The sequence below is a fragment of the Plantibacter sp. CFBP 8798 genome (assembly GCF_014841195.1).
In the GTDB taxonomy this organism is placed as follows: Bacteria; Actinomycetota; Actinomycetes; order Actinomycetales; family Microbacteriaceae; genus Plantibacter; species Plantibacter auratus.
Window position 1 is genome coordinate 704,629 of record NZ_JACYTS010000003.1, and the last position, 26,474, is coordinate 731,102.

The following is a 26,474-nucleotide window of genomic DNA, read 5'->3' on the forward strand; positions in this document are numbered from 1 at the left end:
TTCGACACTTCGACAGGCTCAGTGACCGGGTGAACCGGTCCCTGAGCCTGTCGAAGGGCGCTCACCGGGTGCGGAAGAGACCGGCACGCTGGGCCGCGGCGATCGCCGCCGAGCGGTTCGACACGTCGAGCTTCGTGTAGATGTGGGCGAGATGCGACTTCACGGTCGTCTCCCCGACGTGCAGTCGCCCGGCGATCTCCAGGTTGGTGAGCCCCTCGGCCGCCCGCGCGAGTACCTCGATCTCGCGCGCGCTCAGCGCCTGTTGCGGTGCGCTCACCCGAGCGACCAGCCGGGTCGCCACGGCCGGCCCGAGCACCGAGTTCCCGCCGGCCGCCGAGCGGATGCCGTCGATGAGGTCCTCCGGGCCGGCGTCCTTCAACAGATACCCCGCGGCTCCGGCTTCGATCGCGCCGAGGATGTCGGCGTCGGAGTCGTAGTTCGTCAGCACGAGGACCGACGGACCGCCCGGCAGCGACGCGACCTCCCTCGTCGCATCGATCCCCGTCGGACCGTCGCCGAAGCTCAGGTCCATGAGGACGAGGTCGGCGCCGGGTGCGGCGGCGACGGCCTCGGCTGCGGTCGACGCGGTCCCGACCACCTCGATGTCGGCGATCGGCGCGAGCACCGCGAGGAGCCCGGCTCGGACGATCGGGTGGTCGTCCGCCACCACGACCCGGATGACCGGCGGCTCCCCGGCATCCGTCGCATCGTCACGCATGGACGTCCCCCTCCACTCCTGGTGCTGCGAACCGCACGGTGATGGTCGTGCCGGCGCCCGGCGCGCTGCGCACCTCGACCTCGCCACCCAGTTCGGTGATGCGACGGCGCATGGACATCATGCCGAACGAACCGCCCGCAGTGCGCTCGGCGACGCTCGCCGCATCGAACCCCACCCCGTCGTCGTCGATGTCGAGGATGACCTCCTCGTCGAGGTAGGTGAGGGTGACGTCCGCCCGGCTCGCCCCGGCATGCCGGACGACGTTCGCGAGACTGCTCTGCGCGGCCCTGAGGAGCGCGGTCGTCACCGGCGTGCCGAGGACGAATGCATCGCCGGTGACCGTCGTGGAGACCGGCGTGCCGCTTTCGGCGGTCGTCGTCTCGGCGAGCCGACCGAGCGCGTCCGCGATCGTCGCGCCGACCAACGCCGGCGGGCTCAGCTCGTCGATGAGGCTGCGCGTCTCGGCGAGGGCCGTCGCCGCGGCGTCCCGCGCCAGACCGATGTGCGAACGCAGCTGCTCGGTGCCGGGCTGCTCGACGGCGGAGCGCTCGGCCGCGTGCAGGAGCAGTTGGATGCTCGACAGGGCCTGGGCGACCGTGTCGTGGAGGTCGGCGGCGAGGCGCTCGCGCTCGGCCAGCTTGCCCGCCTGCCGACCGCGCTCGGCGAGTTCCTCGCGTGCTGCGACGAGCTCGGCGATGAGTCGCTCCCGCTCGGCCGCCTCCCGGGCCAGCGCCTCGTAGCCGAGTCCGATCGCGACGGCCACGGCCGCACCGACGAGCGGGCCGACGACTCCCCCGACGCTGAAGCCGGCGTGCAGACCGATCGCCACGACCGCGGCGATGGTGGCGGTCACGACGGCGGGCACCGCGACGGCCCTGGGGAGGAGGTGCAGATAGAGGAAGAACAACGGGAAGACCAGGTAGGCGGCATCCGGGCTGAGGAGCACGAGGACCACCCACTCGACGCTGAGCAGCACCAGCCAGACGAGGACGGACACCCGGCCTCGACGCACGCCGACGGGAGCAGCGTCGCGATCGGTGGTGCCGCTGACGGCCACCGCACGGCGGACCCGACCGCCGAGGATCGCGCCAGCGGCGTAGGTGAGCAGCATGACGACCGCGAGGACGATCGCCGCGAGGGCCGCTTGGCCACCGACCGAGACGGATCGCGCGATCACGAGCACGATGAGTGCCGTGACGAGGCCGTGGAGGCCGAGCTGCAGGCCGGTGAACACGGGGCTGAGTGCCGAGTGCTTCATCCGCCCAGCGTACGGCGGGGATCGTCCTCGCGAATCATCAGAAAGGTGGAACGTCGCCTCCACCTGACCGCGCCGGAGGACCGTCCCGTCCGACGATGCCCGGAGTCGGCGACGCGACGAGGCTGGAATCCTGCCGCACCACGGAGACGCCGTCGGGCGGCTGACAAGGAGTCCCCATGTTCGTCGCCTGGCGCGACATGCGCTTCGCCACCGGTCGCTTCGTGCTGATCGGGGCGGTCGTCGCCCTCATCACCCTGCTCGTCGGATTCCTCAGCGGCCTCACCGCAGGGCTGGCGAACCAGAACATCTCGGCGATCACCGGACTGGGTGCGTCGAGCATCGTCCTCGCGGCCCCGGCCGACGGCGAGCAGGCGACGTTCGCCGACTCCGCGATCGACGCGGACGCGGCCACCACGTGGGCTGCGGTCCCCGGGGTGGACGGTGTCCAGGAGCTCGGCATCAGCCAGACGCGGATGACCACGGACGATGCGCGCACCTCCGTGGCACTGTTCGGGATCAGCGGTGACGCCGTCCCGGGTCGCGCCGCCGAGGTGCCCGCCGACGGGACCGCCAGCCTGAGTCGGACGGCCGCGGAAGCCCTCCACGTCTCCCGAGGCGACACCGTCTCGATCGGTGGCAGCGAACTCGCGGTCGGTTCGGTCGTCGACGACCAGTGGTACAGCCACACGCCGGTCGTCTGGACGAGCCTGTCGGAGTGGCGGTCGATACAGGCCGCGCAAGGGTCCCCCGGCGACGGAGCGACCGCGCTCGCCATCACCGGGAACCCGAGCGCCGATGCGGTGACGGGAGCGGAGCAGGCCACCGGCACGGTATCGAAGGACGTCCTGTCGTCCCTGCTCGCGATCGGATCGTTCCGCTCCGAGATCGGATCGCTCCTCCTCATGGTCGCCATGCTGTTCGGGATCTCCGCGCTCGTCATCGGAGCCTTCTTCACGGTGTGGACCATGCAGCGCGCGGGCGACGTCGCGATCCTCAAAGCGTTGGGCGCGACGACCCGTCGGCTCTCGCTGGATGCGCTCGGCCAGGCGCTCGTCCTCCTCGTCCTCGGCGTCGGGCTCGGCATCGGCACCACCGCCGCACTCGGTTCCGCGGCTGGCACGGCGCTGCCCTTCGTGCTCAGCCCACTGACGACGCTCGTGCCCGGGATGATCATGATCGCCCTCGGCCTGATCGGCGCGGCGTTCGCCCTGCGGTCCATCCTCTCGGCCGACCCGTTGACCGCGCTCGGCGGCAACCGGTGAACGCGCCCACCCTCCCTGCGTCCTTCCTCGCACCTACCCTCGTCACCATCGGAGTCACCGCATGATCTCGCTCACCGACGTCACCCTCACCTTCCCCGACGGCGACCACCGCGTCACCGCCGTCGACCGCGCGACCCTCGCCGTCCCGGCCGGAACCGTCACCGCGCTCACCGGGCCCTCGGGCTCCGGGAAGTCGAGCGTGCTCGCCGTCGCGGCCGGCCTGATCCGGCCTGACAGCGGCCTCGTGGAAGTGGCTGGGGTCGACGTCACCTCCCTCGACCGCCGTGCGGCCACCGACTTCCGCCGCACGAGGCTCGGCATCGTGTTCCAGCAGGCCAACCTGCTGCCGTCGCTCACGGCCCTCGAGCAGTTGTGCGTCCTCGGGACGCTCGGCGGCCGCGCGTCGCGGGCCGACCGGACGCGCATCCGCGGGCGGGCCGCGATGCTGCTCGCCGCCGTCGGGCTCGCCGACCAGGCGGGCAAGCGGCCGCATCAGCTCTCCGGCGGTCAGCGGCAGCGGGTCAACATCGCGCGCGCCCTCATGAACGAGCCCGACGCCCTCGTCGTGGATGAGCCGACCAGTGCGCTCGACCACGAGCGCGGGTCCGCGATCATCGAGCTCATCCTCGAACTCACCGCGACCTCTGGCGCCGCGACGCTGCTGGTCACCCACGATCGGAGCCACCTCGACCGCATGGACCAGGTGCTCGTCATGGAGGACGGTCGGCTCAGCGCCGCCGCCGACGCGCTGGCCCTGCGGTCCTGAGGTCCACCGTCGCCCGGCGGTAGGGTGAGGTCACGTCGAGAGAGGACCGCCATGCGCCGTGCGACCCGTGGGCTGACCGTGATCGCGATCGTCGGCGCCGTGCTCGGCACGAGTGCCTGCACCGGCGGCGCGGACTCGCCCTCCGGTCAGAGCTCCGCGAGCGAGGCCGGCGTGATCGCACCCGTCATCGTGCAGCTCGTCGATCAGGACGGCCGCACCATCACCGTCGGCCTCGACAACGTGGTGGACCTCGTCGCCGTCGATCCGACCGTCTGGTCCGCGAAGGTCGAGGATCCGTCGATCGCGGAGTACGTACCGGGCGGATCCCGCGGCGGCGCGTCGTTCAACCCCGGTCTGCAGCCGCTCGAGGTCGGGAGCACGACGGTGACGCTGACGAACAGCTCAGACGATTCGACCGTCGTCCTCACACTCGAGGTCGTCGACCGGTCCTGAGCCGGGACGCTCGGACGAACCGAACCGGTCCCTGAGCCGGTCGACGGGCGCACCCCGACCGGTCCCTGAGCCGGTCGACACTTCGACAAGCTCAGTGACCAACGTTCAGATGTTGAGGTAGCGGCAGAGGTACGCGGTGGTGACCTCGACCTCGACCTGGAAGCTGCTGCTCCCCGGGACACTGAACTGCGCGTCGGGCCCGAAGTCCTGCCAGGCACTCGTGTTCGGCAGCAGCACGCGGAGCTTGCCGGAGATCACCGACATCTCCTCGGCCTTGCCCGTGGTGAAGGTGTACTCCCCCGGCTCCATCACTCCGACGCTGGCCGACTCCGCACCGGGCTCGTTCGTGGTGAAGCCGATCGACTTCACGTTGCCGTCGAAGTACTCGTTGCTCGTCAGCATCAGGGGCCTCTCGTCGTGGTCCGGGACCGCGGCGGCGGATCCGGCCTTCATCGTATCGGCTCGGCGAAGAACGCCTCCTCGTGCGCGGCCGAGGCCAGGAACGCCCGTCGCATCGTCTCCCGGCCGGCCTCGTCCGCACGAGCTGCCGCCCCGGCGACGATCTCGATCGCCCGGGCGTTGGCCGTCGCGAAGGCGGGGTCGGCGTACGTGTCGAGCCACGCCGCGAAGGGGTGCTCCGCGTGCGATGCGCCGACGAGCCGTTCACCGAGATCCTGATAGATCCAGTAGCAGGGCAACACGGCGGCGACCACCCGCCCGTAGTCGCCGTCGACCGTCGCCGCGTGCAGGTGGTCGAGGTACGCCGCGGTCGTCGCCGACGGTTCCACGTCCATACCGCTGACGGCATACGTGCTGAGCCAGGTGCGGTGCAGCTCCATCTCGGCCTCGATGGAGCCCGCCGCACCGGTCGCCCAGAACACCTGCTCCTCGGCCGTCGGTGCCAGTGCACTCGCTCGCGCGAGGACCCGCGAGTAGGCCCGCAGGTAGATCGCGTCCTGCTGCAGGTACCAGGCGAACCGGGCCGGATCGAGGGTGCCGTTCGCGAGCGTCGTCACGAACGGCAGGTGGTCGATCCGGTCCCGCAGCTGGGCGATGTCCTCCCACCAGCCCGTGAGGATGCCGGCGCCGTCCTGCCGACCCGAGGTCATCCCGGCCGACGCCCACAGCTCGGCGAAGTGGTTGATCGGGCCGTTGCCCGAGCCGACCTCGAGCGAATCCCCGTGCCGGAGGCTCGACGTGAGCCACGCCTTCGCCTCGCCGAGGGCCTCGGTCCAGGATCCCGAACGGGCGACGAGGGTGGCCATCGCGCTCGACAGGGAGCACCCGGTTCCGTGGGTGTTCCGCGTGTCGACTCGAAGACCGTCGAACTCGACGAGTGATCGGTCGTCGCCCAGACCACCGGTGGCGTCGACGAGCGCATCCGGGCACGCGGTCGTCCCCGTCAGGTGCCCGCCCTTCACGAGCACGATCACGCCCGCCTGCGCCGAGACCCGTTCCGCCTGGGCGAGTGCGTCGGCCCAGCTCGTCGCCACCGGCTCGTCCGCGAGGACGGCGAGCTCCGGCAGGTTCGGGGTCAGGAGGTCGACGTGTGGCAGGAGCGCGCGCATGGCCGCTTCGGCGTCGCGGTGGAGGAGGCGGTCCCCGCTCGTCGCGACCATCACCGGGTCGAGGACGACGGGTCCGGTCACGGTCTCCTGCAGCCAGGTCGACACGGTGTCGATGATCGCGACGTCGCCCAGCATCCCGATCTTGACCGCGTCGATCACCACGTCGTCCGCGACCGCGTCCAACTGCTCGCGGAGGAACCCGACGGGCGGGGTGTGCACGGATCGGACGCCCCGGGTGTTCTGCGCGACGAGCGCGGTGACGACCGCCATGCCGTATCCGCCGTTCGCGGCGATGCTCTTGAGGTCGGCCTGGATCCCGGCACCGCCGGTCGGGTCGGTCCCGGCGATGCTGAGCACCCGCGGTGTGTCCCGGACCGCGACAGGTCGTCGACCGCGCACCCGGTCCGAGCTCGACGACTCCGGCGTCGTCGTCTGCTCCGCGGCACTCATGCCGAGACCTCGGTCCAGGCGCTGCGGAACGCCCGGGCGGCGGCCGCCGGATCGTCGGCGGCGCAGATGGCGGAGACGACGGCGAGACCAGCGGCACCGGCAGCGTGGAGCTCGACCGTGTCCTCCAGTGACACCCCACCGATCGCGACGCACGGGAGCGGGGTCGCGGCGGCGATCGCGGCGAACCCCTCCATGCCCAGCGGCTCCGGGTGGTCCGGCTTGGTCGTCGTCGGGCGGATGACGCCGACACCGAGGTAGTCGACGGCCCCGGGAGGCAGCGCTGCGACCGCGTCGAGGTGCGCCGGGGTGTTCGCCGTCAGCCCCACGACGGCGGCCTGCCCCACGATGCGGCGCACGGCGTCGACCGGGAGATCGCTCTGACCCACGTGGACGCCGTGGACGACGGCACCGGCGGAACGGGCGGCGAGGAACACGTCCACCCGGTCGTCGACGAGGAGCAGCGCCCGCCCGGCGACGACCTCCGCCGCACGCACGGTCAGGTCGAACAGCTCTCGCGCCGATGCGGTCTTCTCCCGCAGCTGAACTGCGGTCACCCCGCCGTCGACAGCTCGGCGTACGACGTCGAGGACACCGCGATCCCCGCTGGCCGGAGCATCCGTGACGAGGTAGGTGGCGATACCGCGGCGCACGAGCTCGGCGTGCGAACGGGCCGCGAGGACCAGGTCCGCGGTGGTCGAGGCGCTCACGCGATCACCGCCAGGCTGCGGACGGTGTCGGCATCGAGGAGGTGGAGGCGGTCGAGGAAGGCGGGAGCGAAGGAGCCGGGTCCACGGCTCTCCGCGGCCGCCAGCTGCGCGGCGACCGTGTACGCGGTGGTCGCCGCGAGCGTCGTCAGCAGCCGGTCCTCGTCGAGTGACGCGAAGGCGGCGAGTACGGCACCGAGGGCACAGCCACCGCCCGTCACGAGGGTGAGCCAGGCATGTCCGTTCGAGCAGCGGACGATGCGCTCACCGTCGGTGATGACGTCTGTCGGCCCGGAGATCGCGACGACGGCACCCGAGGAGCGGGCGATCGCGGTGGCCGCCTCGATCGCGCTGTCGACCGAGTCGGTGCTGTCGACGCCGCGACCGCCGGCGCCCAGTCCGGCGAGCGCGATGATCTCGCTGGCGTTGCCGCGCACGATCGTCGGCCGGAGGGCGAGGAGTTCGGTGGCGAGCGCCGTGCGCACCGGCAGGAAGCCGACGGCGACGGGGTCGAGCACCCATGGAGTGCCGGCCTCGTTCGCGGCGGTGGCGGCCTCGACCATGGCCTCGCGCTGCTCAGCCTGCGGCGTCCCGAGGTTGAGGAGCACGCCGGAGGCGATGCGGGCGAACGGTCCGGCCTCGGTGGGGAGGTCGGTCATCGCCGGGGCGGCGCCGATGGCGAGCAGGACGTTCGCGGTGAAGTTCGTCACCACGGCGTTCGTGATCGATTGGACGAGCGGCGTGCGCTCGCGCAGGCGGTCGAGGAGGTCCCCGGACGCGCTCGCGAACTCGCCGACGGACGAGTCGTCGGTGGACGGGTGGGCAGACTGCTGCGGTGTGCGAATGCTCATTCGCGACATCCCTTCGCTCGGACTAACGAGATCAGGTTCGACGGGTGTGTTCTCAGCCGATCGTCGTGGGATCGGCACCCCGTGTCACTCGCGACCACCCTAGCGGGTCGGCCCGGCTTCCGGTCCAGCGGGCGGGCGAGGATGATGGAGGGATGGACTTCTTCGAGCTGGTTACCATCGTCTTCGAGGTCGCCGGTGTCGGGGCGATGGTCGTGGGCTTCGTGATCGCCGTCAGCCTCTCGGCCCGCCTGTGGTGGAGCACGCGCGACGGCGCACGGGCCTTCCGGATGCTGCGGGAGACGATCGGTTCGGTCATCCTGCTCGGGCTGGAGATCCTCGTGGCCGCCGACCTCGTGAAGACGGTCACGTCGACGCCCTCGCTGACCGACGCACTCGTCCTCGCGATCATCGTCGTCATCCGCACCCTGCTGAGCTTCTCGCTACAGATCGAGATCGAGGGCACCCTCCCCTGGAAGCGCCTGGCGACGACCGGCCCGCAGCTGTTCGACCGTGCCGTCAAGCGCGGCGGCGAACGCACCCGACGTCGCGCCGAGGAGCAGGACGCCTCGGCCCAGGACCTCGAGCCGTCCGACGCGGCACCGGCGCCGACCGTCACGACGCAGGCCGTCCCCGACGATGAGGACGGCTTCCCCGAGCTCCGCAGTCGCAGCTAGTGCTGTGCGGCTAGCGTGCCGCGGAGGTCGCCCAGGTGTCGCGGATGAGGTCGGGCAGCAGGCGCATGTCGTCGAAGACGTGGGTGCCGTCGCCGACGAGCCGCTCGGCGGGCGTCATGCCACCGGCGTAGGCGTACACCGTCATGCCGGCCGCGCGGGCAGCCAGGACGCCGACGACGCTGTCCTCGATGACCGCGCATCGCTCGGGGGCCGTGTCGAAGTCGGCGGCGGCGTGCAGGAAGAGGTCGGGTGCGGGCTTGCCGACGGCGACGTCGGTCGCGCTGAAGATGCGCCCGTCGAAGCGGTCGTGGATGCCCACCTGCCCGAGGTTGCGGACGACGTCGTGCAGCATCCCGTTCGAGGCGACGCACAGCGGCACCCCGGTCGCAGCGATACCGTCGAGCGCGTCGACGACCCCGTCGACCGCCTCGAGCTCACGTTCGCAGATGCCGCGGAACATATCACTCCAGCGCTGGATCCAGTCGGCCTCGAGCGGCTTCCCGAGCCGCTGCTCGACGAGCGTCGCGTAGGTCTCGAGCGAGGCGCCGACGAAGAGCTCCCGCACCTCGGCCTCGGTGTAGTCGCCGCCGACCTCGTTGAGCAGCTGGAGGTTCACCCGGACGGAGATGCGTTCCGTGTCGACGAGCGTCCCGTCGCAGTCGAAGATGACGAGGTCCGGATAGTCGACTGGCATGCTCCGAGCCTAAACGACACCGCCTGCGCCGTGGCCGTGTGCCCTCCGGCGGCGACCTCCGACGACGGTCGGCGTCATGGTCAGCGGGCCGCGCGGACGCCCTGTCGCTGCCAGGTGACGACCATGCGTCGCGCATACTGGGTCGCCGCGACGAAGTGGCCGAGGAGTCCGAGGAGGATCGCGACGAAGCCGACCCCGCCGAAGACCCGGTAGAGCGCCGACGCAGGATCCCCGCCGCCGAGCGCGAGGCCGATGAGCAGCGCGAAGAAGCCGACGAAGAGGAACACCGTCCGGATCTTGCCGGCGATGCTCACCGGCACCTCCGGCGTCCCGCGGAACGCGACGACGGCGACGAACGCGAGCAGGAGGTCGGGGACGATCATGACCACGAACACCTGCCACGGGATGATCTGCGCGATGGCGAACGATGCGGCGACCACGACCACGGTCAGGCGGTCGGCGACCCCGTCGAGCCAGGTGCCGAGCGCTGAGACCGTGCCCATGCGGCGCGCGATCTGTCCGTCGGCGACGTCGCTCAGGAACACCACCGCACCGACGACGAGCGCAGCCCAGTAGGAGCCGGTGATCACGAGGGCGGCGAACACCGGGAGCAGGACGATACGTCCCGCCGTGATCGCGTTCGGCAGGTTCTTCCAGTCGTCGTCGGAGAACAGCTGCGTCCGGAGGCGCGCGAGCGGCGTCTTCTCGTGCAGGGTCACCGGGATCATCGCCTCGTCGCCGGGGATCGCGGCACCGCGGCGGAATCGGGCGATCGCGACCACCGTGACCACCACGACGAGCGCGAACAGCAGCACCCAGCCGGTGGCGCCGAGGTACTGGCGGACCGTGTCGAGCGTGGCGCGGACGAGGGAGCCGACCCCGACGTAGACGGCGGACCAGAGGAGGGAGCCCAGCAGCGATGCCGCGAGGAACGGCCGGTAGGGCACGCGGGCGACCCCGGCGGCGGTCGGTGTCAGGCATCGGAGCACGGGGACGAGCCTCGTGAGGAAGACGGCCTGGGCCCCGCGCCGCTCGAGCGCCTCGACCGCGCGGTCCCAGCCGTCGACGCCGAGACGCCGGACGATGGCCGAGTCACGGAGGCGACCACCGGAACGACGACCGACGAGGTAGCCGAGCTGGTCCCCGAGCGACCCGCCGAGGGCGACCGCGAGGAACAGCACGAGGGCACCGGGGGCGGAGTCGAGCATGGCCGCGAGGAGGAGCACCACCGGTTCACCGGGGACGACGAGGCCGAGCCACAGACCGGACTCGGCGGTCGTGAACAGGAGCCCGAGGAGCCAGATCAGCGGATCGGGCAGCGCCGTCGCGGCGTCGTTCACCCACCCGATGATGTCCACGGATCCCCGTTCAGCAGTGCGATCCGCACTCCTGGGTGGGGCGCGGCTCGCCCAAGTCTACGGACGAGCCGCGCCCTCCCATCCCCGAGGGGTCGTTCAAATGGTCATTCGCCGGACAGCTCGTCCCGATTCGCGCGTCGACGACGCAGGACGGCCGCGGTGACGACACCGGCGGCACCGAGCACGAAGAGCGCTCCGGCAGCGACGATCCACGGCATCGCGTCCGCGCCGGTCGAGGGCAGACGACCCGCGTTGCTGGGAACGGCGGGGTTGCTCGGAACGGCGGGGTCGCTCGGCGTCGCCGTTGGGACGGGCGGCACCGGAGCGACCTCATCGGCGACGAGCACGAAGGTGGGCACCGTCTGGACCGCGCCGTCCGTACCGACCACGACGGTGGCCGTCGTGGCACCACCCGCGGGCACCGAATACCCGGCCGGAACGGTCAGCGTGACCTCGTAGCTGCCCGGCGCCAGGTCGGCGAGCCCGTAGGAGCCCTCGGCCGTCGTGGTCAGGGCGACCGGGCCGCCCGGCGTCGTCACCGTGACCGTCGCTGCGGGCACCGGGGCGTCGGTGTCCGTCCGGACGTCGCCGATGACGGTCCCGAGGCGGGCGAGCTCGAAGTCGACCGCGTCGAGATCGGTTCCGGCGAGCTCCTCCTCCCGGGTGGCCGCTCCGGAGACGACGTACCCCTCCGGGGCGACGATCGAGACCTCGTAGGCACCCGCGGGCAGGAGCGGGAAGCGGTAGGAACCGTCGGCGGCCGTGACGGCGCTCTCGACACCGTTCGGACCGTCCACGCTCACGGTGACGCCTGCCACACCGACCCCACCGGACGTGATCACCCCGCCGAGACTGGGATTCGCGACGAGCACGAAGTCCTGCTCGGTGATGGGTGTCTCGCTCCCGACCGGGACGGTGAACGGTGCCGGGGCGGTCTGCACCGCGTAGCCCGCGGGCGGCGTGATGACGACCGTGTGGTCGCCGACCGGCACGGTGTCGAAGAGGTAGTTCCCGTCGGTGTCGGTGGTGACGCTGCCCGCTCCGTCGATCGTGACCGTGGCTCCGACGATCGGCACACCGTCCGTGTCGAGCGCGGTGCCGGACACGGCGACGGGCACGATGTCACGGACGGTGAAGTCCGCGACGGCGGCGGCGTCGGTGAGGTCCGCGGCGGCTCGTGCGGGACCGACGGCGATCTTGCCGGCCGGCGGGACGAGCTGCACGGTGTAGCCGTCGGTCGCGAAGTAGCCGGCGAAGGTGTAGGCCCCGCCACCGGCGGTCGTGGTCGACGCCACCACCCGACCGTTGCGGTCGATGATGCGGACGCCGACGCCGTCCAGCGGGCCGGTGGTCTGGTCCGTCACGGTGCCGGTCACGTCACGCGCGATCGACGCGAACCACGCCTGGTAGACGGGCGCGCCCGACCGCTGCCGGAACGAGAAGGTGAGGCTGGAGATCGGGGCGGAGGGCTCGAACCAGCCCGCCGCGCCGGCGGTGTCCGCTGCGGCGTCGTTGCCGCGGAGCACCTGCGTCGCCGGGTCCCAGGTGGGGACGTCCGTGGCGGAACCGGTGCAGGACGGCTTGCCGGCCAGACCGGGAGCGCAGTAGTTGAAGCCACCGTTGAACCCGAGCTCGTCAGGGGTGAGCGCCTCGCCGTCGGGGCCGATCGCCGTCACGGTGACCTGGTCGGCGTCGATGTCGCCGAGGACGAACGTCCAGCCGGACGGCGGTGTCGGCGTCGCGAAGGAGTAGGTCGTGGTCGAGGGCGACGCCGCATTGTTCGCCTTCGGCCGGAGGTTCAGGTAGGGCTGATCGCGGCTGCTGCCGTACTTGGCGCCGACCGGGGTCGACGCCGCCAGCCAGGTCGAGGCGCCCGAGATGACGCCGACGCCACCGCCGCCGACCGAGTCGCTCGTCAACGCCGCCGTGAGGGCGGGCTGACCGGCCAGGGTCATCGTGCCCTGGTACGACCCCGATGCACCGGAGAACGTGGGCCACGTCGCCCAACTCGAGGTGGTCGCGGCGGAGGCCGCCGGGACGGCTGCGGTGAGGGCGAGCGCAGAGGCTCCGAGCAGGGCGAGCACAGCGGCTCCGATGCGGCGGGTCATGGGCGCCAGGGTAAACGCACATCTATTGCCTGCGAAACCCCTCTGTCCCGAATACGGGGGCCGGCATGGCCCGTGGTAACAACGGCCGCGGCACCGCAGACCCATGGGCGCGACACGCAGGATCATCCCGCAGGCGGATTGGAGATCGGGCGCACGGGCGACTCGCAACGGCGGTGATCCGAGGAGGCTGGAACCATCAACCGATCAGCTCCGCACACTGCGGAGAGAGCTCCGCACCTCGCGGAGGAAGGAACCCCCACCTCATGTCCGCCTCAGCCACCACCGAGTCCACCACGATCTCGCCCGCCGAGGACGTGACCCTGGCAGACGCCCCGACCGAAGCGTTCGGCCCCGAGCCCCTCACCCAGGCCACGCCCGTGCAGGAGGTCGCGCCGACTCAGCCGACGACCCCGCTGCCCCTCGCACCCCTTCCTGCTGCGACGGCCGCCGACCGCGAGAGCTCGACCCAGACGCTGTCGATCATCGCGTTCGCCCTGTCGATCGCCGCGGTCGTCGCCCCGTCGTTCGTGCTCCTGCCGATCGCCTCGCTCGTGCTCGGCATCATCGCGCTCGCCCGCAAGCCGAAGTCCAAGGGCTTCGCCCTCACCGCCGTCATCATCTCCGGCACCATGCTGGCGCTCGCCCTGATCGTCGCAGCCGGTGCAGCCCTGCTGCTCGGGGTGTCGGTGATCAGCAGCGGCTACGCCGGCTGACCCGATCTCCCACCCGACGCCCGTCCGCTCATCGAGCGGGCGGGCGTCGTGGCGTTGATTGTTACACAATCTTGCAGCATGCTGTCCCCATGACCCGTTCGCCGACCGAAACCCAGACGACCGGCAGCAGCACTGCCGCGGGGCGCCTGCCCGTCGCCGCCGCGGTCCTCGCCGCCGTGTGCTTCGGGACGACGGGCACGGCTCACGCGCTCCTGCCGATCGAGGTGGGATCGGTCGCGTTCGGCGCTGCACGCATCGTCTTCGGCGGAGCGCTCCTCGTCCTCGTGTGGGCGGCCTTCGCCCACCGCTCGAGGTCCACGCCACCTCGGACCCGCGCAGCGGAACTCGCAAGGCCCGCTCTGGTCGTCGCCGTCGTCGTCGGCACGATCGGTGTCACCGCGTACCAGCCGTTCTTCTTCCTCGGAGTGGAGCGCAACGGTGTCGCGATCGGGACCCTCACGGCACTCGGCTCCGCACCCGCGATCACCGGCCTCCTCGAATGGGCGATCCACCGTCGGCGCCCGAGCGGCCGCTGGTTCCTGGCCACGATCGTCGCCGCAGCCGGTGTCGCCGTCCTGTCCGGGGTGACGGGCGGCGGGATCGGGACCGTCTCGGTGGGCGGGTTGCTCGCGTCCGTCGGAGCCGGAGCCTCCTACGCCCTGTACACGCTCTGCAGCAAGGCGCTCATCGAGCACGGGTGGACGCCGCTCGGCACCATGGCGGCGCTCTTCGGCGGAGCGGCGCTCGTCTCCGTGCCGATCCTCCTCGCCACCGAGACCGCTTGGATCCTCACCGTGCCCGGCGCACTCGCGGTCGCGTGGCTCGCGCTCGTGAACACGGTGGCGGGGTACCTGCTGTTCGGCTACGCACTCGGCGGGTTGCCCGCGTCTCGGGTCGCAACGCTCACGCTCTTCGAACCATTGACGGCGACGCTCCTCGGCATCCTGCTCCTCGGAGAGTCCTTCGGGCCGTCCACCGTCATCGGTGCCGCGCTGCTCGTGATCGGACTCGCGATCCTCGTCGTACCGAAGCGCATCGACCGTCGCGAGGTCGCCCGATGACCGCGGTCGACGCCGTCGCGGACGCGCTGCGGGAGGACATCCTCGACGGACGGCTCGGCGCGGACGAGCCGTTGCGGGAGACCGCACTCACCGCCCGGTTCGGCGTCAACCGGCACACCGTCCGAGCGGCGCTCCAGGCGCTCGCGGCGGAGCGCCTGGTCACGTTCGAGGCCTACCGCGGCGCCCGGGTGCGGTCGTTCAGCGATGCGGACGTCCTCGCGCTCATGGAGTACCGGACGGCGATCGAGGCCGAGGCGGTCCGGCTGCTGCGAACGCGTGCGGAACCGTCGTCGCGCCCAGCGGCCTCGATCATCGCGGCGAACGACAGCCTCCGACGCATCTGCATCGAACGACCCGGCGATCACCGTGCCATCGAGGTCGCGCACGCCGAGCTGCACCACGCGATCGTCGCCGCGGCCCGGAGCCCTCGACTGAGCGAGGCGCACGCTGGCCTGCTCGCCGAGCTCGGCCTGTTCATGGTGCAGCTCCGGAGCGTCCTCCCGCCCGAGGAACTCATCGACCAGCACGACCGACTCGTCGACGCCCTCATCGGCGACCACGGCGAGGCGGAGCTCCGCGCACACCTCGCGCACTCGGCGGAGCAGCTCATCGCCCTCCGCCGACCGTCCCCCTGAGGCGTCCGTCCGCATCCTGAGCCATCCCGTCCGGTCCCTGAGCAATCCCGTCCGGTCCCTGAGCTTGTCGAAGGGCACCTCGACAAGCTCGGTGACCGGATGGCGCTCAGCGACCGGGTGGCGCTCGGCGACCAGGTGCGGCTCGACGACAGGACGGGCGATCAGCCTCGCGTCGAGGTGACCGCCTCCGGCCGTGTCCCGGTGGCGTCGGCCGCCGGCCGGACCGCGGGGTGCTCCTCGGACGGGCCCGACCACGGCAGCGTCACCGTGAATGTCGTGCCGGCCGAGGATGAGGCGACCTCGATCGAGCCCTCGTGGCCCTCGGCGATCGACAGCGCGATCGCCAGCCCGAGGCCCGTGCTGCCGGCGGCACGCGAGCGCGACGAGTCGGCCCGGGCGAAGCGGTCAAAGAGTTCGGGGAGGAAGGCCTCGTCGATGCCGGGTCCGTCGTCGGCGATCGTCAGCGAGGCGCACTGCGGCTCGTCGGGACTCTTCGGTGCGCTGATGCGGGTGACCACGGAGGTACCGGCCGGGGTGTGCACGGCGGCGTTCGACAGCAGGTTCACGACGAGCTGGTGGAGACGCTCGCGGTCGCCGCGCACGATGATCGCGCGCTCCGGCACGTCGACCGACCAGTGGTGCGCCGGTGCCGAGACGGCCGCGTCGCTCACGGCGGCGGCGACGAGGTCGCTCAGGTCCACGTCGTCGAGGTGCAGGTCCTGGCCCTCGTCGAGACGCGCCAACAGGAGCAACTCACTGACGAGCGAACTCATCCGGGTCGCCTCCGACTCGATGCGGGCGAGCGCGTGCTCCGTCATGGGCGGGAGGTTCTCGCTGTCCTGGCGGGTGAGCTCGGCGTAGCCCTGGATCGCAGCGAGCGGCGTCCGGAGTTCGTGGCTCGCGTCGGTGACGAACCGGCGCATGCGCTTGTCGGTCGCGGCTCGGACGGCGAGTGCGCGGTCGACGTGGTCGATGAGGCCGTTGAGCGCCTCGCCCACCTTGCCGATCTCCGTCCGGGGATCGGTGTCGGCCTGATCGACCCGCACGTCGATCCCGGTGTCGCCACGCTCGAGTTGCAGGGTGGACACCTCCTCGGCGGCGGCGGCCACGCGGGACAACGGTCGGAGCCCGAGGCGGACCACGATGATCGCCCCGACGATGGTGACCGCGAGCGCGAGCACGGCGAGGATCGCGATGACGATCGCCTCCTGCTGCACGGCCGCTCGCGGGGTGGCGAGCGAGACGCCGGCCACGAGGGTCTCGCCGTCGCCGTGGTCGAGGAACTCGAGCCGGTACCCGCCGAGCGACCCCAGCTCGATGTTCTGTCGCTCGGAGCTGTCGACCGCGACGGCCTCCTCGATGAGCGCCTTCGTCCGCACGTCGAGCGCCGTCGCGTTGGACTGGGTGAAACGCGCGGAGTCGACGACCCCACCGTCCGCGACGAGCGCGATGAGCGTGCCGGGCCCGTGGCCGACGTAGTCCACGAACGGCTTGACGTAGCCGGGCTCACCGCGCGTGGCATCGGGGTCCACCACCGCTCCGGCACCGGCCTGCTGATCGTGGAACTTCACCACGGAGTGCTCGAAGGCCTCCATCGACCCGGTGAGCTGGGTGTCGACGACGGCGGTGACCGACCCTTCGACCGTGACGATCGTCAGGATGCCCGACACCGCGAGGACCGCTGCGATGACCGCCGCGATGCCCGTCACCAACCGTCGCTGAAGCGTCCACGGGTGCCGCCGGTCCGCCCGAGGCGTCGGCACGCCCGCAGTCGGAACCGATGCGGTGCTCATTCGACCGGCCGCAGCACGTATCCGACACCGCGGACGGTGTGGATCATCGGCGCACGGTCGGCGTCGATCTTCTTGCGGAGGTAGGAGACGTAGAGGTCGACGATGCTGGCTTTGCCGGCGAAGTCGTAGTTCCACACGCGGTCGAGGATCTGGGCACGACTCAGCACGCGCTTCGGATTGCGCATGAAGTAGCGCAGCAGTTCGAACTCGGTCGTGGTGAGCGCCACCGGCTCGCCGTCACGGCTGACCTCGTAGCTGCGCTCGTCGAGGAAGAGCCCGCCGATCGTGATGCGGGAGTCGTCGTCGGACACGACGTGCGCGGTGCGGCGGAGGAGACCGCGGAGACGGGCCACGAGCTCCTCCAGCGAGAACGGCTTCGTCATGTAGTCGTCGCCGCCGGCGGTGAGTCCCATGATGCGGTCGTCCACCGAGTCGCGAGCGGTGAGGAACAGCGTCGGGGTGCCCGATTCCGGCTCCCCCTGAGAGAAGCTGCGGAGCTGGCGCAGGACGCTCAACCCGTCCATGTCGGGCAGCATGATGTCGAGGACCACGACGTCCGGACGTTCCGTGCGGTAGCGCTGGACGGCCTCGCGACCATTGGTGGCGACGTCCACGACCCACCCCTCGTAGCCGAGGGCCAGGCTCACGAGGTCGGTCAGGACCGCTTCGTCGTCGACGAGGAGGACGCGGATGGGTGAACCGTCGGCCCGGTACATCCGCGGTAGCTTGGCGAGGACCGCCCGGCGGCGCCCCGAGTCGACGATCTGCGTTGGCAGGTCGGAGGGCATGGGTCGATTATCCGTCGTCGAGCTGCGAGGCGCGGGGAGCGACGGGCGATTCATAGAGGCCTCATATCTTTTCAGGCCGAGCCCATGGGTGCGGTGCCTACCGTGGAGGGCATGACCCGAGCAGAGCCCCTGGGCACGTCGTTCGCCCCCCGCCGTCGTCGGACGGCCGGAGCGACGGCCGAGCCTGCGGACCGGATCCGGAGCGGCCTCGCCGCCGCGGCCCGTGCTCTGCGTCCCCTGTTCCCGGCAGGTGTCTCACGTCCTCGATTCCTCCGCGGGCCGCGGATCGAGGCTCCCGTCGACGCGCACCCGATCAGCACCGACCGTCTCGTCCTGCGTCGCCACCGGTTGGAGGACGCCGAGGCCTGGTACCGCATCCAGTCCACACCGGCGGTCGTCGAGCACCTGCCGTGGCCGGTCCGCGACCGCGAGGCGTCCCGTGAGCACCTGCGGCACCGCGTCGGGCACCACCGCCTCTGGCAGTCGGGCGACTTCCTCGCCCTGGCCGTGGAGCACGACGGGCGGCTCGTCGGCGATGTCTCCCTGCATCTCCGGGAGGTCCACCCCGCCGAGCGCTCGGTCGAGATCGGATGGGTCCTCGACCCCGCCGTCGGCGGACGCGGTCTCGCGAGCGAGGCCTCCGAGGCGATGATCGACCTGGCCTTCCGCGAGCTCGGGGCGAAGACCGTGACAGCCGTCATCGAGCCGGAGAACACCAGGTCCATCGCCCTCGCCGAGCGGCTCGGCTTCCTGCGGGCGACCGCGCCGCGCCGGTCGTCGAGCATCACCTTCGCGATCACGCCCTCGCTCCTCGCCGCGCGTCGTGCAGAACGCGTCGAAGCCACGCACACGGGGTCCACCGTCACGCGCCCCTGATGGCCGGCGTCCCGATCGCCGAACCTGCCGGGGCTGAGTCTCCCCCACTCCAGCCTCGGCAGGTTCAGCCGTCGGGACGCCGGCGACGTGCGTCGCTCGTGTCACACGTCCACAACTCAGGTGCCCCCGGCGCGTCGCCTCCGGCTGCCGCCCGAGGGCGCCGACCCGCCCGTAGCGTCCTGAGTTGTGAGCAGTCCAGGGTTCCGGTCGGTTCCAATATCCTATAGGATTATTGCGATGTGCCGGCTTGCGCCGGATCGACGGACTCGATGACGAGGAGATGCAGATGACCAGGCTCTGGAACCGACCGGCCGACTTCGCGGACGAGATGGTGGACGGCTTCGTCCGCGCCAACGGACGCTGGGTACGCAAGGTCTCCGGCGGGGTGTCGCGCTCCACCAGGTCCGCGGAACCGGAGGTCGCCCTCGTGATCGGTGGCGGCTCCGGGCACTACCCCGCCTTCGCCGGCCTCGTCGGACCGGGACTCGCCCACGGTGCGGCCATGGGCAACCTCTTCGCGTCGCCGTCCGCACACCAGGTGGAGAGCGTCGTCCGCGCGAGCGAGCAGGGACGGGGCGTCCTCCTCAGCTACGGCAATTACGCCGGTGACGTCCTGCACTTCACCGCGGCGCAGGACGCCGTGAAGGCCGACGGCATCGACTGCCGCACGGTCACCGTGACCGACGACATCTTCAGCGCCCCGCCCACCGAACTCGAGAAGCGGCGCGGGATCGCGGGCGACCTCACTGTCTTCAAGGTCGCTGGCGGTGCGGCATCGGGTGGGTACTCCATCGACGACGTCGAGCGCGTGGCGATCCTCGCCAACGCCCGGACCCGTTCGATGGGCGTCGCGTTCTCCGGGTGCACGCTGCCCGGTGCCGACGAGCCGTTGTTCTCCGTGCCGGAGGGGCGGATGGCCGTCGGGCTCGGCATCCACGGCGAGCCCGGTATCGACGAGACCGACATCCCCTCCGCCGACGGGTTGGCGGAGTTGTTCGTGCACCACCTCCTGAATGAGGCCGAGATCCCGGACGGCGTCACGCCGAACGGCGCACGCGTCGTCCCGATCCTCAACGGCCTCGGCTCCGTGAAGTCGGAGGAGTTGTTCGTCGTCTACGACCGCGTCGCCTCCCTACTGGAGGAGGCCGGGATCACCCTCGTCGATCCGCAGGTCGGTGAGTTCTGCACGAGCTTCGACATGGCCGGCGTTTCACTCACCCTGCTCTGGGTGGACGAGGAGCTGGAGCGACTGTGGAGTGCCGCTGCGGACACGCCCGCGTTCCGCACGGGCGCCGTCGACTCCGGTGCACTCGAGACCGTCGCCGCCGACGACACCGAGGACGTCGCCTTCGTCGTGCCGGACGCCTCGCCCGAGTCGCAGGAGTCGGCAGCCGTCGTGGCCGACGCGATCTCCGCGATCCAGGAGCTCCTCGCGGAGCACGCTGACGAGCTGGGACGCCTCGACGCCATCGTCGGCGACGGCGACCACGGCATCGGCATGGACCGCGGGGCGACCGCTGCCGCCGCCGAGGCCGAGCGCCTGCGTGAGGCCGGTGCCGGCGTCGCGACGCTGCTCGACCGCTCGGGCGACGCCTGGTCCGACCGCGCCGGTGGCACCTCGGGCGCTCTGTGGGGCGTCATGCTCCGCACCCTCGGCGAGCGCCTCGGCGACGCCGAGCGCCCGACCGCCACCGCCGTGAGCGAGGGTGTGACCGCAGCGAAGGACGCCGTCATGCGCTACGGCAAGGCCTCCGTCGGCGACAAGACGCTCGTCGACGCCCTGGTCCCGTTCGCCGACACCCTCGCAGAACGCGTCGCCGCCGGCGAGGACCTCTCCACCGCGTGGACCACGGCGGCGGCAGCGGCCACCACCGCGGCACACGACACGGCCGGTCTCATGCCCGGCATGGGTCGCGCCCGCTCGCACGGCTCGAAGGCCGTCGGCGTCGAGGACCCGGGAGCCGTCTCCCTCGCCCTCATCGTCGAGCGTGTCGGTACCCTGCTCGCCGAGCGCTGACGCCCGATCCCCCGAAGCGACACCCCGGTCCCTGAGCTTGTCGAAGGGCCACCCGCTCCAGCAACGAAAGGCACACCATGACCCGCACCTGGCGAATCGTCATCGGCTCCGATGACGCCGGTTACGACTACAAGGAGATCCTCAAGCGCGACCTCGAGGCGAGCGACCTGGTCGTCTCCGTGGTCGATGTCGGGGTCGACGCCGACGGCCACACCAACTACCCGACCGTCGCGGTGACCGCGGCCGAGATCGTCGCCCGCGGCGAGGCCGACCGCGCGCTGCTCATCTGCGGCACGGGCCTCGGCGTCGCGATCGCGGCCAACAAGGTCCAGGGCATCCGAGCCGTCACCGCGCACGACGGCTTCTCCGTCGAACGCGGGGTGCTCTCGAACGACGCCCAAGTGCTCTGCATGGGCCAGCGGGTCGTCGGCATCGAACTCGCCCGCCGCAACGTGCGCGAGTGGCTCACCTACGAGTTCGACGCCTCGAGCGCGTCGAACGACAAGGTGCAGGAGATCAGCGCGTACGAAGCGTCCTGATGTCAGGACGTCCCAGACTCGTCGGCGTGAGCCTGAAGATGTACTTCGGGCACGCGCAGACGCTCGACTGGTGCTCGGTCGTCGCGGGGGTGTCGGCCGAGCACCACGCACTCCGATCCGGCGCGGCGGAGCTGTTCGTCATCCCCGGATACCTCTCGGTGATCGGCGCGGTCGAGCGGCTCCGCGGCGTCGCGTCCGTGGGCGCTCAGGACCTCGCGACCGAGGACACCGGGCCCTTCACCGGCGAGGTGAGCGGCGCCGAGCTCCACGAGGTCGGCTGCGAGGTCGTCGAGGTCGGGCACGCGGAGCGGCGCCGACTGTTCGGTGAGACGCCCGATGTCGTCCGCGCGAAGACGACCGCCGCGCTCCGCAACGGTCTCGCGCCGGTGCTGTGCATCGGCGAGGCGGAGCACGGAGACGCCGAGGTGGCGGCCGCGGAGTGCGTCGCACAGCTCGACGACGCCCTGGCAGGGGCGGTCGCCGCCGGGATCGTGGGCCGCGTCATCGTCGCCTACGAACCACACTGGGCCATCGGCGCCACCGAGGCCGCGAGTCCAGCCCACATCCGCACGGTGTGCCTCCGGCTGCGCGGCCACCTCGACGCGCTCGCCGCGGCCGGGCACATCGACACCTCCTCGGCCGTCATCTACGGCGGGAGCGCCGGACCCGGCCTGCTGACCACGATCGGCGACGCGGTCGACGGGGTCTTCCTCGGCCGCTTCGCCCACGATCCGGCAGCCCTCTCGCTGGTGCTCGACGAGGTGGCCGACCTCGACCGCGCGGGCTCCGACCTGCCGCGATGACGCCTGGAGGCCCCGTAAACTGGTCCTCGACGATCATCGCGGCCGCTCGACCGGAGGTTCCCCTCCGTGACGACGCCTCGAGCACACCCTTCGGAGGCTGCCGTGGTTGATGCCGTCTTCCCGCTCGGCGCCTCCTCCTCGCTCGAACGCCGCGGTCTGCGCGACCGCGTCTACGAGCTGGTGCTCGACATGCTCCTGAGCTCCGGTATCGAACCGGGTGCCCGCCTGTCGATCGACGCGATCGCCCGCGACCTCGACGTCTCGCCGACGCCGGTCCGCGAGGCACTCGTCCAGCTGGAGCGCACCGGGCTCGTCACCCGGGTCACCCACAAGGGCTACCGGGTGGCACCGCCGCTCGCCGACGACCAGCTCGAGTCGCTGTTCGACGCCCGCATCGTGCTCGAGAGCGGCGCCACCGCGCTGGCCGCCGCCCACGCCGACGAGCTCGTCCCGGCCCTCGAGGTCGCCCTCGCTCAGCACGTCGAGATGACCGCCAGGGTGCGCGCCGCGGCGTCGGCCGGCGAGATCCCCGTGGCACTCCTCCGCGAGTACTTCGCGGTCGACTGGAACTTCCACCACCTCATCTTCGAGGGCACCCGCAACCCGTTCCTCCTCGACATGTCCGAGGGCATCTCCACCCGCGTGCACCGCATGCGCCAGACGGTCGAGACGGGCGTCACCGACGCCGACCAGGCGGTCGTCGAACACCGAGCCATCCTCGACGCGTTCTCCGACGGCCCCGAGACCGCCGCGGCAGCCATGCGCTCGCACATCGAGCTCGTGCGCACCCGCGCCCGCAGCGACGCCGAGCACTGAGCCGCCCTTCGACAGACTCAGGGACCGAGTCCGCCGGTCCCCGAGCCCCCTCCTCCGGTCCCTGAGCCGCCCCAAACCGGTCCCTGAGCCTGTCGAAGGGCAGAACGGGGCCGACCGCCTGAGCGATCGACCCCGTCCGGGTGTTGCGGTGAGATTAGTGCGCCGTGCGGTTCGCCGTCGTCTCGAGCAGCTCGTCCGCCTTCGCCCCACGGAAGAACCGGGTGCAGTAGAGCATGGCGGCCGCGAGGAAGGCGAACACCCCGAGCGAGACCACGCCCCACACGCCGCTGTCGGTCGGCACGCTCTCGTTGATCCCGGTGCGCATGATCGGTGCCACGAAGCCGCCGAGGTTACCGAGCGAGTTGATGAGGCCGATGCCCGCCGCTGCAGCCGTTCCGGTGAGGAACGCCGTCGGGTAGGCCCACGTGATCGGCCCGACCGAGAGGAAGCTCGCCACGGCGATCGTGATGAACAGGATGCCGAGGATGGGCTGGTTGTTCGCGCCCGCCCAGGCCGAGGCCAGGATGAAGACGCCGGTCGAGATGTAGAACCACGTGCCCCAGGTGCGCCGACGGACGACGGTGTTCGCGTTCCGTCCCACGTAGTAGCAGGCGAAGAGGCCGACGAGCCACGGGATGGCCGCCACGAGGCCGACCTGCCAGCCGACGTCCTGACCGATGAGGTTCGAGACCTGCTGCGGCAGGTAGAACGTCGTGCCGTACACCGCGATCTGGAGGCAGAAGTAGATGATGGTGAAGTACCACACCTTCCAACTCGTCATCGCCTTCGCGATACCGGTCGGGCCGTCCGACTGCCGCACAGTGTCCTCGCGTTCCATCGCGGCCGTCAGCGAGTCCTTCTCCTGTTGGTCCAGCCATTTCGCCTGTTGTGGCGAGTTGGTGAGGAAGTAGAGCGCTGCGAAGCCGGCTAGGACCGCGAGCATGCCCTCGGCGAAGAACATCACCTGCCAGCCGTGCCACGGGGTCAGGGCGTCGCCGAAGCTGATGAGGCCACCACTCAGCGGGGCGCCGAGCATCTGTGAGAACGGCTGCGCCAGGTAGAAGATCGAGAACATCTGGACACGGACCTTGTTCGGGAACCACTCCGACAGGAACATGATGACGCCGGGGAAGAGCCCGGCCTCGGTCACGCCGAGCAGGAACCGCAGGACGATGAACATCGTGTCGTTCGTCGTGAAGGCGAACAGGGCGGCGACGATGCCCCAGGTCACCGCGATGCGGGCGAGCCAGAACCGGGCGCCGAACTTCTTCAGCAGCAGGTTGCTCGGGATCTCGAAGATCGCGTAGCCGATGAAGAAGATGCCGGCGCCGAGGGCGAAGGCACCGTTCGAGATGCCGCGGTCGACGCTGAGCGCCTCCTCGGCGAAGCCGACGTTCGTGCGGTCGAGGAACGCGACGAAGTACAGGATGACGAGCATCGGCATCAGGTGCTTCGACGCCTTGCGGATCGCCGACTTCAGCGCCGGATCGTTGGTCGATCCGATCGCCGGCGGATTGGGTGTGGACAAGACACTCTCCTTTGAGATGACTGGTGCGGGTGGGTGCTGCTGGTGCTACTGCTGCTGCTGGCGGTGGTCAGGAGACCATCGAGGGGATGATCATCCAGAGGCCGATGCCGACGAAGACGACGCCGAGACCGAGGAAGATCAACCGGGATTTGGTCCACTGACCGTTGAGGTGCTGCATGGTGCTGCTCCGTTCGCTCGTGGTGCGTGTGGTGGATCAGTGCATGTAGAGGCCGCCGTCGACGTTCAGCGTCTGACCGGTGACGAAGCCGGCGTCCTCACTGATGAGGTAGGCGATGGCGGCGGCGATGTCGCGTGGGGTGCCGATGCGGGGCAGGACGCCGTCGGCGGCCATGGCCGTCTTGCGCTCCTCGGTGAGGGTGCCGCCCATGATGTCGGTGTCGATCGGTCCGGGCGAGATGGCGTTGACCGTGATGCCGTCGTGGCCGAGCTCACGGGCGACGCTGCGGGTGAAGCCGATCACGCCGGCCTTCGCCGCCGAGTAGGCCGTCTTGCTGAAGGTGCCGCCGCCGCGCTGGGCGGAGACGGATGACAGGCTGACGACCCGACCGACACCGTTCGCGACCATCGACTCCACCGCACGGCGGGTCGTGTAGTGGACGCCGTTGAGGTTGATGTCGATGACGCGCTTCCACTCGTCGGCGCTCACCTCGAGGTAGGGCACCGGTGAGGCGACGCCCGCGAGGTTCACGAGGGCGACGAGCTGTGGGAGGGCGGTCTCGAGTGCGTCGAACGCGGCACGCACCTGCGCCTCGTCGGCGACGTTCGCGCCGGCGCCGGCCGCCTGCACCCCGTGCTGCTCCGCGATCTCGGCGGCGACCGCCTGCGCCGCAGCCTCGTCGAGGTCGATGATCCCGATGTTCCAGCCGAGTTCGGCGAGGTGGTGGGCGGAGGCGCGACCGATGCCGCGCGGGGAGGCTGCACCGGTGAGGACGACGGTCTTGGATTCGGGGAAGCTGGTGGCGGTCATGGCCGGCCTTTCTGCGTGGGAGTGGTGAAGTCGGTGTCCGATCGAGCCGGACGGTGCGCTCGGTCGGCGCCGCGCTCAGTTGATGGGCGCGGGGCCGAGCTCGTCCATGAGCTGCTTGATCGCGACGTAGGCCTTGTTGCGGTAGGCGATCAGCTCGGGCGTGCGGTCGGCCGGGACGTCGAGGTAGCCGGCACCCGACTTGGTGCCGAACTTGCCGGCGTCGACGAGCTCCTTGAGGGAGTCCGGCGTGGCGAACCGCTCGGGCCACCGGGTCTGGAGCGAGGCGTAGCAGAACGAGTACACGTCGAGTCCGGCCATGTCGGCGATCGCGAAGGGACCGAAGACGGGGAGCCGGAAGCCGAAGGTGGTGCGGACGATCGTGTCGATGTCCTCGGGCGTCGCGACGCCCTCCTCGACGAGCTGCGTCGCCTCGTGGAACAGCGCGTACTGCAGGCGGTTGAGCACGAAGCCCGTCGCGTCCTTGACGCGGGCGGTCTCCTTGCCGGTCGCTGCGACGATCTCCTCGACGGTGGCGATCGCCGCATCGGCGGTGGTCTCGTGCGGGATGAGTTCGACGCCGGGGATGAACGGGGCCGGGTTCGAGAAGTGGACGCCGAGGAACCGCTCCGGGTTGGTGACGGCCTCGGCGAGCGAACCGATGAGGATGGTCGAGGTGTTCGAGCCGATGATGGCGTCGGGCGAGGCGGCGGCACTGATGCGACGGAGGGTCTCGTGCTTGATCTCGATCTTCTCGGGGACGGCCTCCTCGATGAAGTCGGCTCCGGTGACGGCCTCCTCGATGGACGCGGCGGGCGCGACGTTGGCGCGGATCCGCTCCACGGCGTCGGCGGGGAAGAGTCCGTCGGCGACGAACTGCTCGGCCTCGGCGATGAGGCGGTCGTAGTTCTTGCGCGCGATCTCCTCGGAGATGTCGGCGATGCGGACGGTGGCGCCGGACAGCGCGAGCACTTGGGCGATGCCGCCGCCCATGTACCCCGATCCGACGACGGCGATGGTGTGTGTGGTCATGATGAAGCTCTCCTGTGGTCGTCT

The 26,474-nt window shown here is 71.0% G+C and carries 26 protein-coding genes and 1 riboswitch; of the genes, 12 read left to right on the plus strand and 14 right to left on the minus strand.

The genetic code is table 11. The annotated features are described in order from the left end of the window. Positions 1–61 precede the first annotated feature (61 nt). On the minus strand, positions 62–718 hold the full coding sequence (locus IFU30_RS15865) for a LuxR C-terminal-related transcriptional regulator (RefSeq protein WP_192005976.1): 657 nt from the start codon (positions 716–718) through the stop codon (positions 62–64). Further along, positions 711–1,976 (minus strand): sensor histidine kinase, encoded by a 1,266-nt coding sequence (locus IFU30_RS15870; RefSeq protein ID WP_192005978.1) that lies wholly within the window; start codon positions 1,974–1,976, stop codon positions 711–713. Before IFU30_RS15870 ends, IFU30_RS15865 begins: the two co-directional genes overlap by 8 nt. A 176-nt stretch (positions 1,977–2,152) precedes the next feature. Here IFU30_RS15870 and IFU30_RS15875 point away from each other — a divergent pair, with 176 nt between their 5' ends. From IFU30_RS15875 to IFU30_RS15885, 3 genes are all read left to right on the plus strand, one after another. After that, positions 2,153–3,238: an FtsX-like permease family protein gene (locus IFU30_RS15875; RefSeq protein ID WP_192005980.1), complete on the plus strand. Its 1,086-nt coding sequence runs from the start codon at positions 2,153–2,155 to the stop codon at positions 3,236–3,238. A gap of 61 nt (positions 3,239–3,299) precedes the next feature. Next, complete coding sequence (locus IFU30_RS15880; RefSeq protein WP_192005982.1) at positions 3,300–4,004, plus strand: ABC transporter ATP-binding protein; 705 nt, start codon at positions 3,300–3,302, stop codon at positions 4,002–4,004. Between the two features lie 51 nt (positions 4,005–4,055). Next, positions 4,056–4,457 (plus strand): hypothetical protein, encoded by a 402-nt coding sequence (locus IFU30_RS15885; protein WP_159875777.1) that lies wholly within the window; start codon positions 4,056–4,058, stop codon positions 4,455–4,457. 105 nt (positions 4,458–4,562) lie between these two features. Here the strand turns inward: IFU30_RS15885 and ppnP are convergent, their stop codons facing one another. The 4 genes from ppnP to thiM form a co-directional block, all read right to left on the minus strand. Next, complete coding sequence (gene ppnP, locus IFU30_RS15890) at positions 4,563–4,859, minus strand: pyrimidine/purine nucleoside phosphorylase (protein ID WP_064296149.1); 297 nt, start codon at positions 4,857–4,859, stop codon at positions 4,563–4,565. Between the two features lie 47 nt (positions 4,860–4,906). Next, complete coding sequence (locus tag IFU30_RS15895; RefSeq protein ID WP_192005983.1) at positions 4,907–6,475, minus strand: bifunctional hydroxymethylpyrimidine kinase/phosphomethylpyrimidine kinase; 1,569 nt, start codon at positions 6,473–6,475, stop codon at positions 4,907–4,909. Next, complete coding sequence (thiE, locus tag IFU30_RS15900; RefSeq protein ID WP_342450880.1) at positions 6,472–7,182, minus strand: thiamine phosphate synthase; 711 nt, start codon at positions 7,180–7,182, stop codon at positions 6,472–6,474. The genes IFU30_RS15895 and thiE overlap by 4 nt, the downstream gene beginning before the upstream one ends. Next, positions 7,179–8,030 carry a hydroxyethylthiazole kinase gene (gene thiM, locus IFU30_RS15905; protein WP_192005985.1) on the minus strand — a complete coding sequence of 284 codons (852 nt, stop codon included), beginning with the start codon at positions 8,028–8,030 and terminating at the stop codon, positions 7,179–7,181. Before thiM ends, thiE begins: the two co-directional genes overlap by 4 nt. Next, a riboswitch (TPP riboswitch) is annotated at positions 8,022–8,122 on the minus strand. It overlaps the preceding gene by 9 nt. 60 nt (positions 8,123–8,182) lie before the next feature. On the opposite strand from thiM, the gene IFU30_RS15910 reads away from it, so the two are divergent. Continuing rightward, positions 8,183–8,704: a DUF1622 domain-containing protein gene (locus IFU30_RS15910; protein ID WP_192005987.1), complete on the plus strand. Its 522-nt coding sequence runs from the start codon at positions 8,183–8,185 to the stop codon at positions 8,702–8,704. Between the two features lie 10 nt (positions 8,705–8,714). Here IFU30_RS15910 and IFU30_RS15915 read toward each other — a convergent pair whose 3' ends face one another. The 3 genes from IFU30_RS15915 to IFU30_RS15925 form a co-directional block, all read right to left on the minus strand. Next, a complete protein-coding gene (locus tag IFU30_RS15915) occupies positions 8,715–9,398 on the minus strand; it encodes an HAD family hydrolase (RefSeq protein WP_137243990.1) in 684 nt (227 codons plus the stop codon). 80 nt (positions 9,399–9,478) lie between these two features. Then, positions 9,479–10,756 (minus strand): CDP-alcohol phosphatidyltransferase family protein, encoded by a 1,278-nt coding sequence (locus tag IFU30_RS15920; RefSeq protein WP_192005989.1) that lies wholly within the window; start codon positions 10,754–10,756, stop codon positions 9,479–9,481. 104 nt (positions 10,757–10,860) lie between these two features. Beyond that, positions 10,861–12,864, minus strand: a complete 2,004-nt coding sequence (locus IFU30_RS15925; RefSeq protein ID WP_192005990.1) for a carboxypeptidase-like regulatory domain-containing protein — start codon at positions 12,862–12,864, stop codon at positions 10,861–10,863. Positions 12,865–13,127: 263 nt separating this feature from the next. On the opposite strand from IFU30_RS15925, the gene IFU30_RS15930 reads away from it, so the two are divergent. From IFU30_RS15930 to IFU30_RS15940, 3 genes are all read left to right on the plus strand, one after another. After that, positions 13,128–13,577 (plus strand): hypothetical protein, encoded by a 450-nt coding sequence (locus tag IFU30_RS15930; protein WP_192005992.1) that lies wholly within the window; start codon positions 13,128–13,130, stop codon positions 13,575–13,577. Between the two features lie 89 nt (positions 13,578–13,666). Beyond that, complete coding sequence (locus tag IFU30_RS15935) at positions 13,667–14,638, plus strand: DMT family transporter (protein ID WP_192005994.1); 972 nt, start codon at positions 13,667–13,669, stop codon at positions 14,636–14,638. Continuing rightward, positions 14,635–15,273 carry a GntR family transcriptional regulator gene (locus tag IFU30_RS15940; RefSeq protein WP_192005995.1) on the plus strand — a complete coding sequence of 213 codons (639 nt, stop codon included), beginning with the start codon at positions 14,635–14,637 and terminating at the stop codon, positions 15,271–15,273. Before IFU30_RS15935 ends, IFU30_RS15940 begins: the two co-directional genes overlap by 4 nt. A 161-nt stretch (positions 15,274–15,434) precedes the next feature. On the opposite strand, the gene IFU30_RS15945 is transcribed toward IFU30_RS15940, so the two are convergent. Continuing rightward, positions 15,435–16,982 (minus strand): ATP-binding protein, encoded by a 1,548-nt coding sequence (locus IFU30_RS15945; RefSeq protein WP_197977601.1) that lies wholly within the window; start codon positions 16,980–16,982, stop codon positions 15,435–15,437. An 80-nt stretch (positions 16,983–17,062) separates the two neighbouring features. Further along, complete coding sequence (locus tag IFU30_RS15950) at positions 17,063–17,854, minus strand: response regulator transcription factor (RefSeq protein WP_064295688.1); 792 nt, start codon at positions 17,852–17,854, stop codon at positions 17,063–17,065. Positions 17,855–17,965: 111 nt separating this feature from the next. On the opposite strand from IFU30_RS15950, the gene IFU30_RS15955 reads away from it, so the two are divergent. From IFU30_RS15955 to IFU30_RS15975, 5 genes are all read left to right on the plus strand, one after another. Further along, positions 17,966–18,730 carry a GNAT family N-acetyltransferase gene (locus IFU30_RS15955; protein WP_192005999.1) on the plus strand — a complete coding sequence of 255 codons (765 nt, stop codon included), beginning with the start codon at positions 17,966–17,968 and terminating at the stop codon, positions 18,728–18,730. 286 nt (positions 18,731–19,016) lie between these two features. Continuing rightward, positions 19,017–20,747, plus strand: coding sequence for a dihydroxyacetone kinase family protein (locus tag IFU30_RS15960; protein ID WP_192006000.1), 1,731 nt, complete (start codon positions 19,017–19,019; stop codon positions 20,745–20,747). Positions 20,748–20,824: 77 nt separating this feature from the next. Next, entirely contained in the window at positions 20,825–21,286 is a 462-nt protein-coding gene (locus tag IFU30_RS15965; protein ID WP_192006001.1) for a ribose-5-phosphate isomerase, read from the plus strand. Positions 21,287–21,312: 26 nt separating this feature from the next. After that, on the plus strand, positions 21,313–22,089 hold the full coding sequence (locus IFU30_RS15970; RefSeq protein ID WP_342450881.1) for a triose-phosphate isomerase family protein: 777 nt from the start codon (positions 21,313–21,315) through the stop codon (positions 22,087–22,089). A gap of 102 nt (positions 22,090–22,191) precedes the next feature. Further along, positions 22,192–22,905: a GntR family transcriptional regulator gene (locus IFU30_RS15975; protein ID WP_244175592.1), complete on the plus strand. Its 714-nt coding sequence runs from the start codon at positions 22,192–22,194 to the stop codon at positions 22,903–22,905. A gap of 154 nt (positions 22,906–23,059) precedes the next feature. On the opposite strand, the gene IFU30_RS15980 is transcribed toward IFU30_RS15975, so the two are convergent. From IFU30_RS15980 to IFU30_RS15990, 3 genes are all read right to left on the minus strand, one after another. Then, positions 23,060–24,433 carry an MFS transporter gene (locus tag IFU30_RS15980; protein ID WP_240044097.1) on the minus strand — a complete coding sequence of 458 codons (1,374 nt, stop codon included), beginning with the start codon at positions 24,431–24,433 and terminating at the stop codon, positions 23,060–23,062. 214 nt (positions 24,434–24,647) lie between these two features. Beyond that, positions 24,648–25,421 carry an SDR family NAD(P)-dependent oxidoreductase gene (locus tag IFU30_RS15985; protein WP_192006005.1) on the minus strand — a complete coding sequence of 258 codons (774 nt, stop codon included), beginning with the start codon at positions 25,419–25,421 and terminating at the stop codon, positions 24,648–24,650. Between the two features lie 75 nt (positions 25,422–25,496). After that, the gene (locus IFU30_RS15990; protein WP_192006007.1) at positions 25,497–26,450 is read right to left on the minus strand and encodes a 3-hydroxyacyl-CoA dehydrogenase family protein; all 954 of its coding nucleotides are present in this window, start codon (positions 26,448–26,450) and stop codon (positions 25,497–25,499) included. Positions 26,451–26,474: the final 24 nt, after the last annotated feature.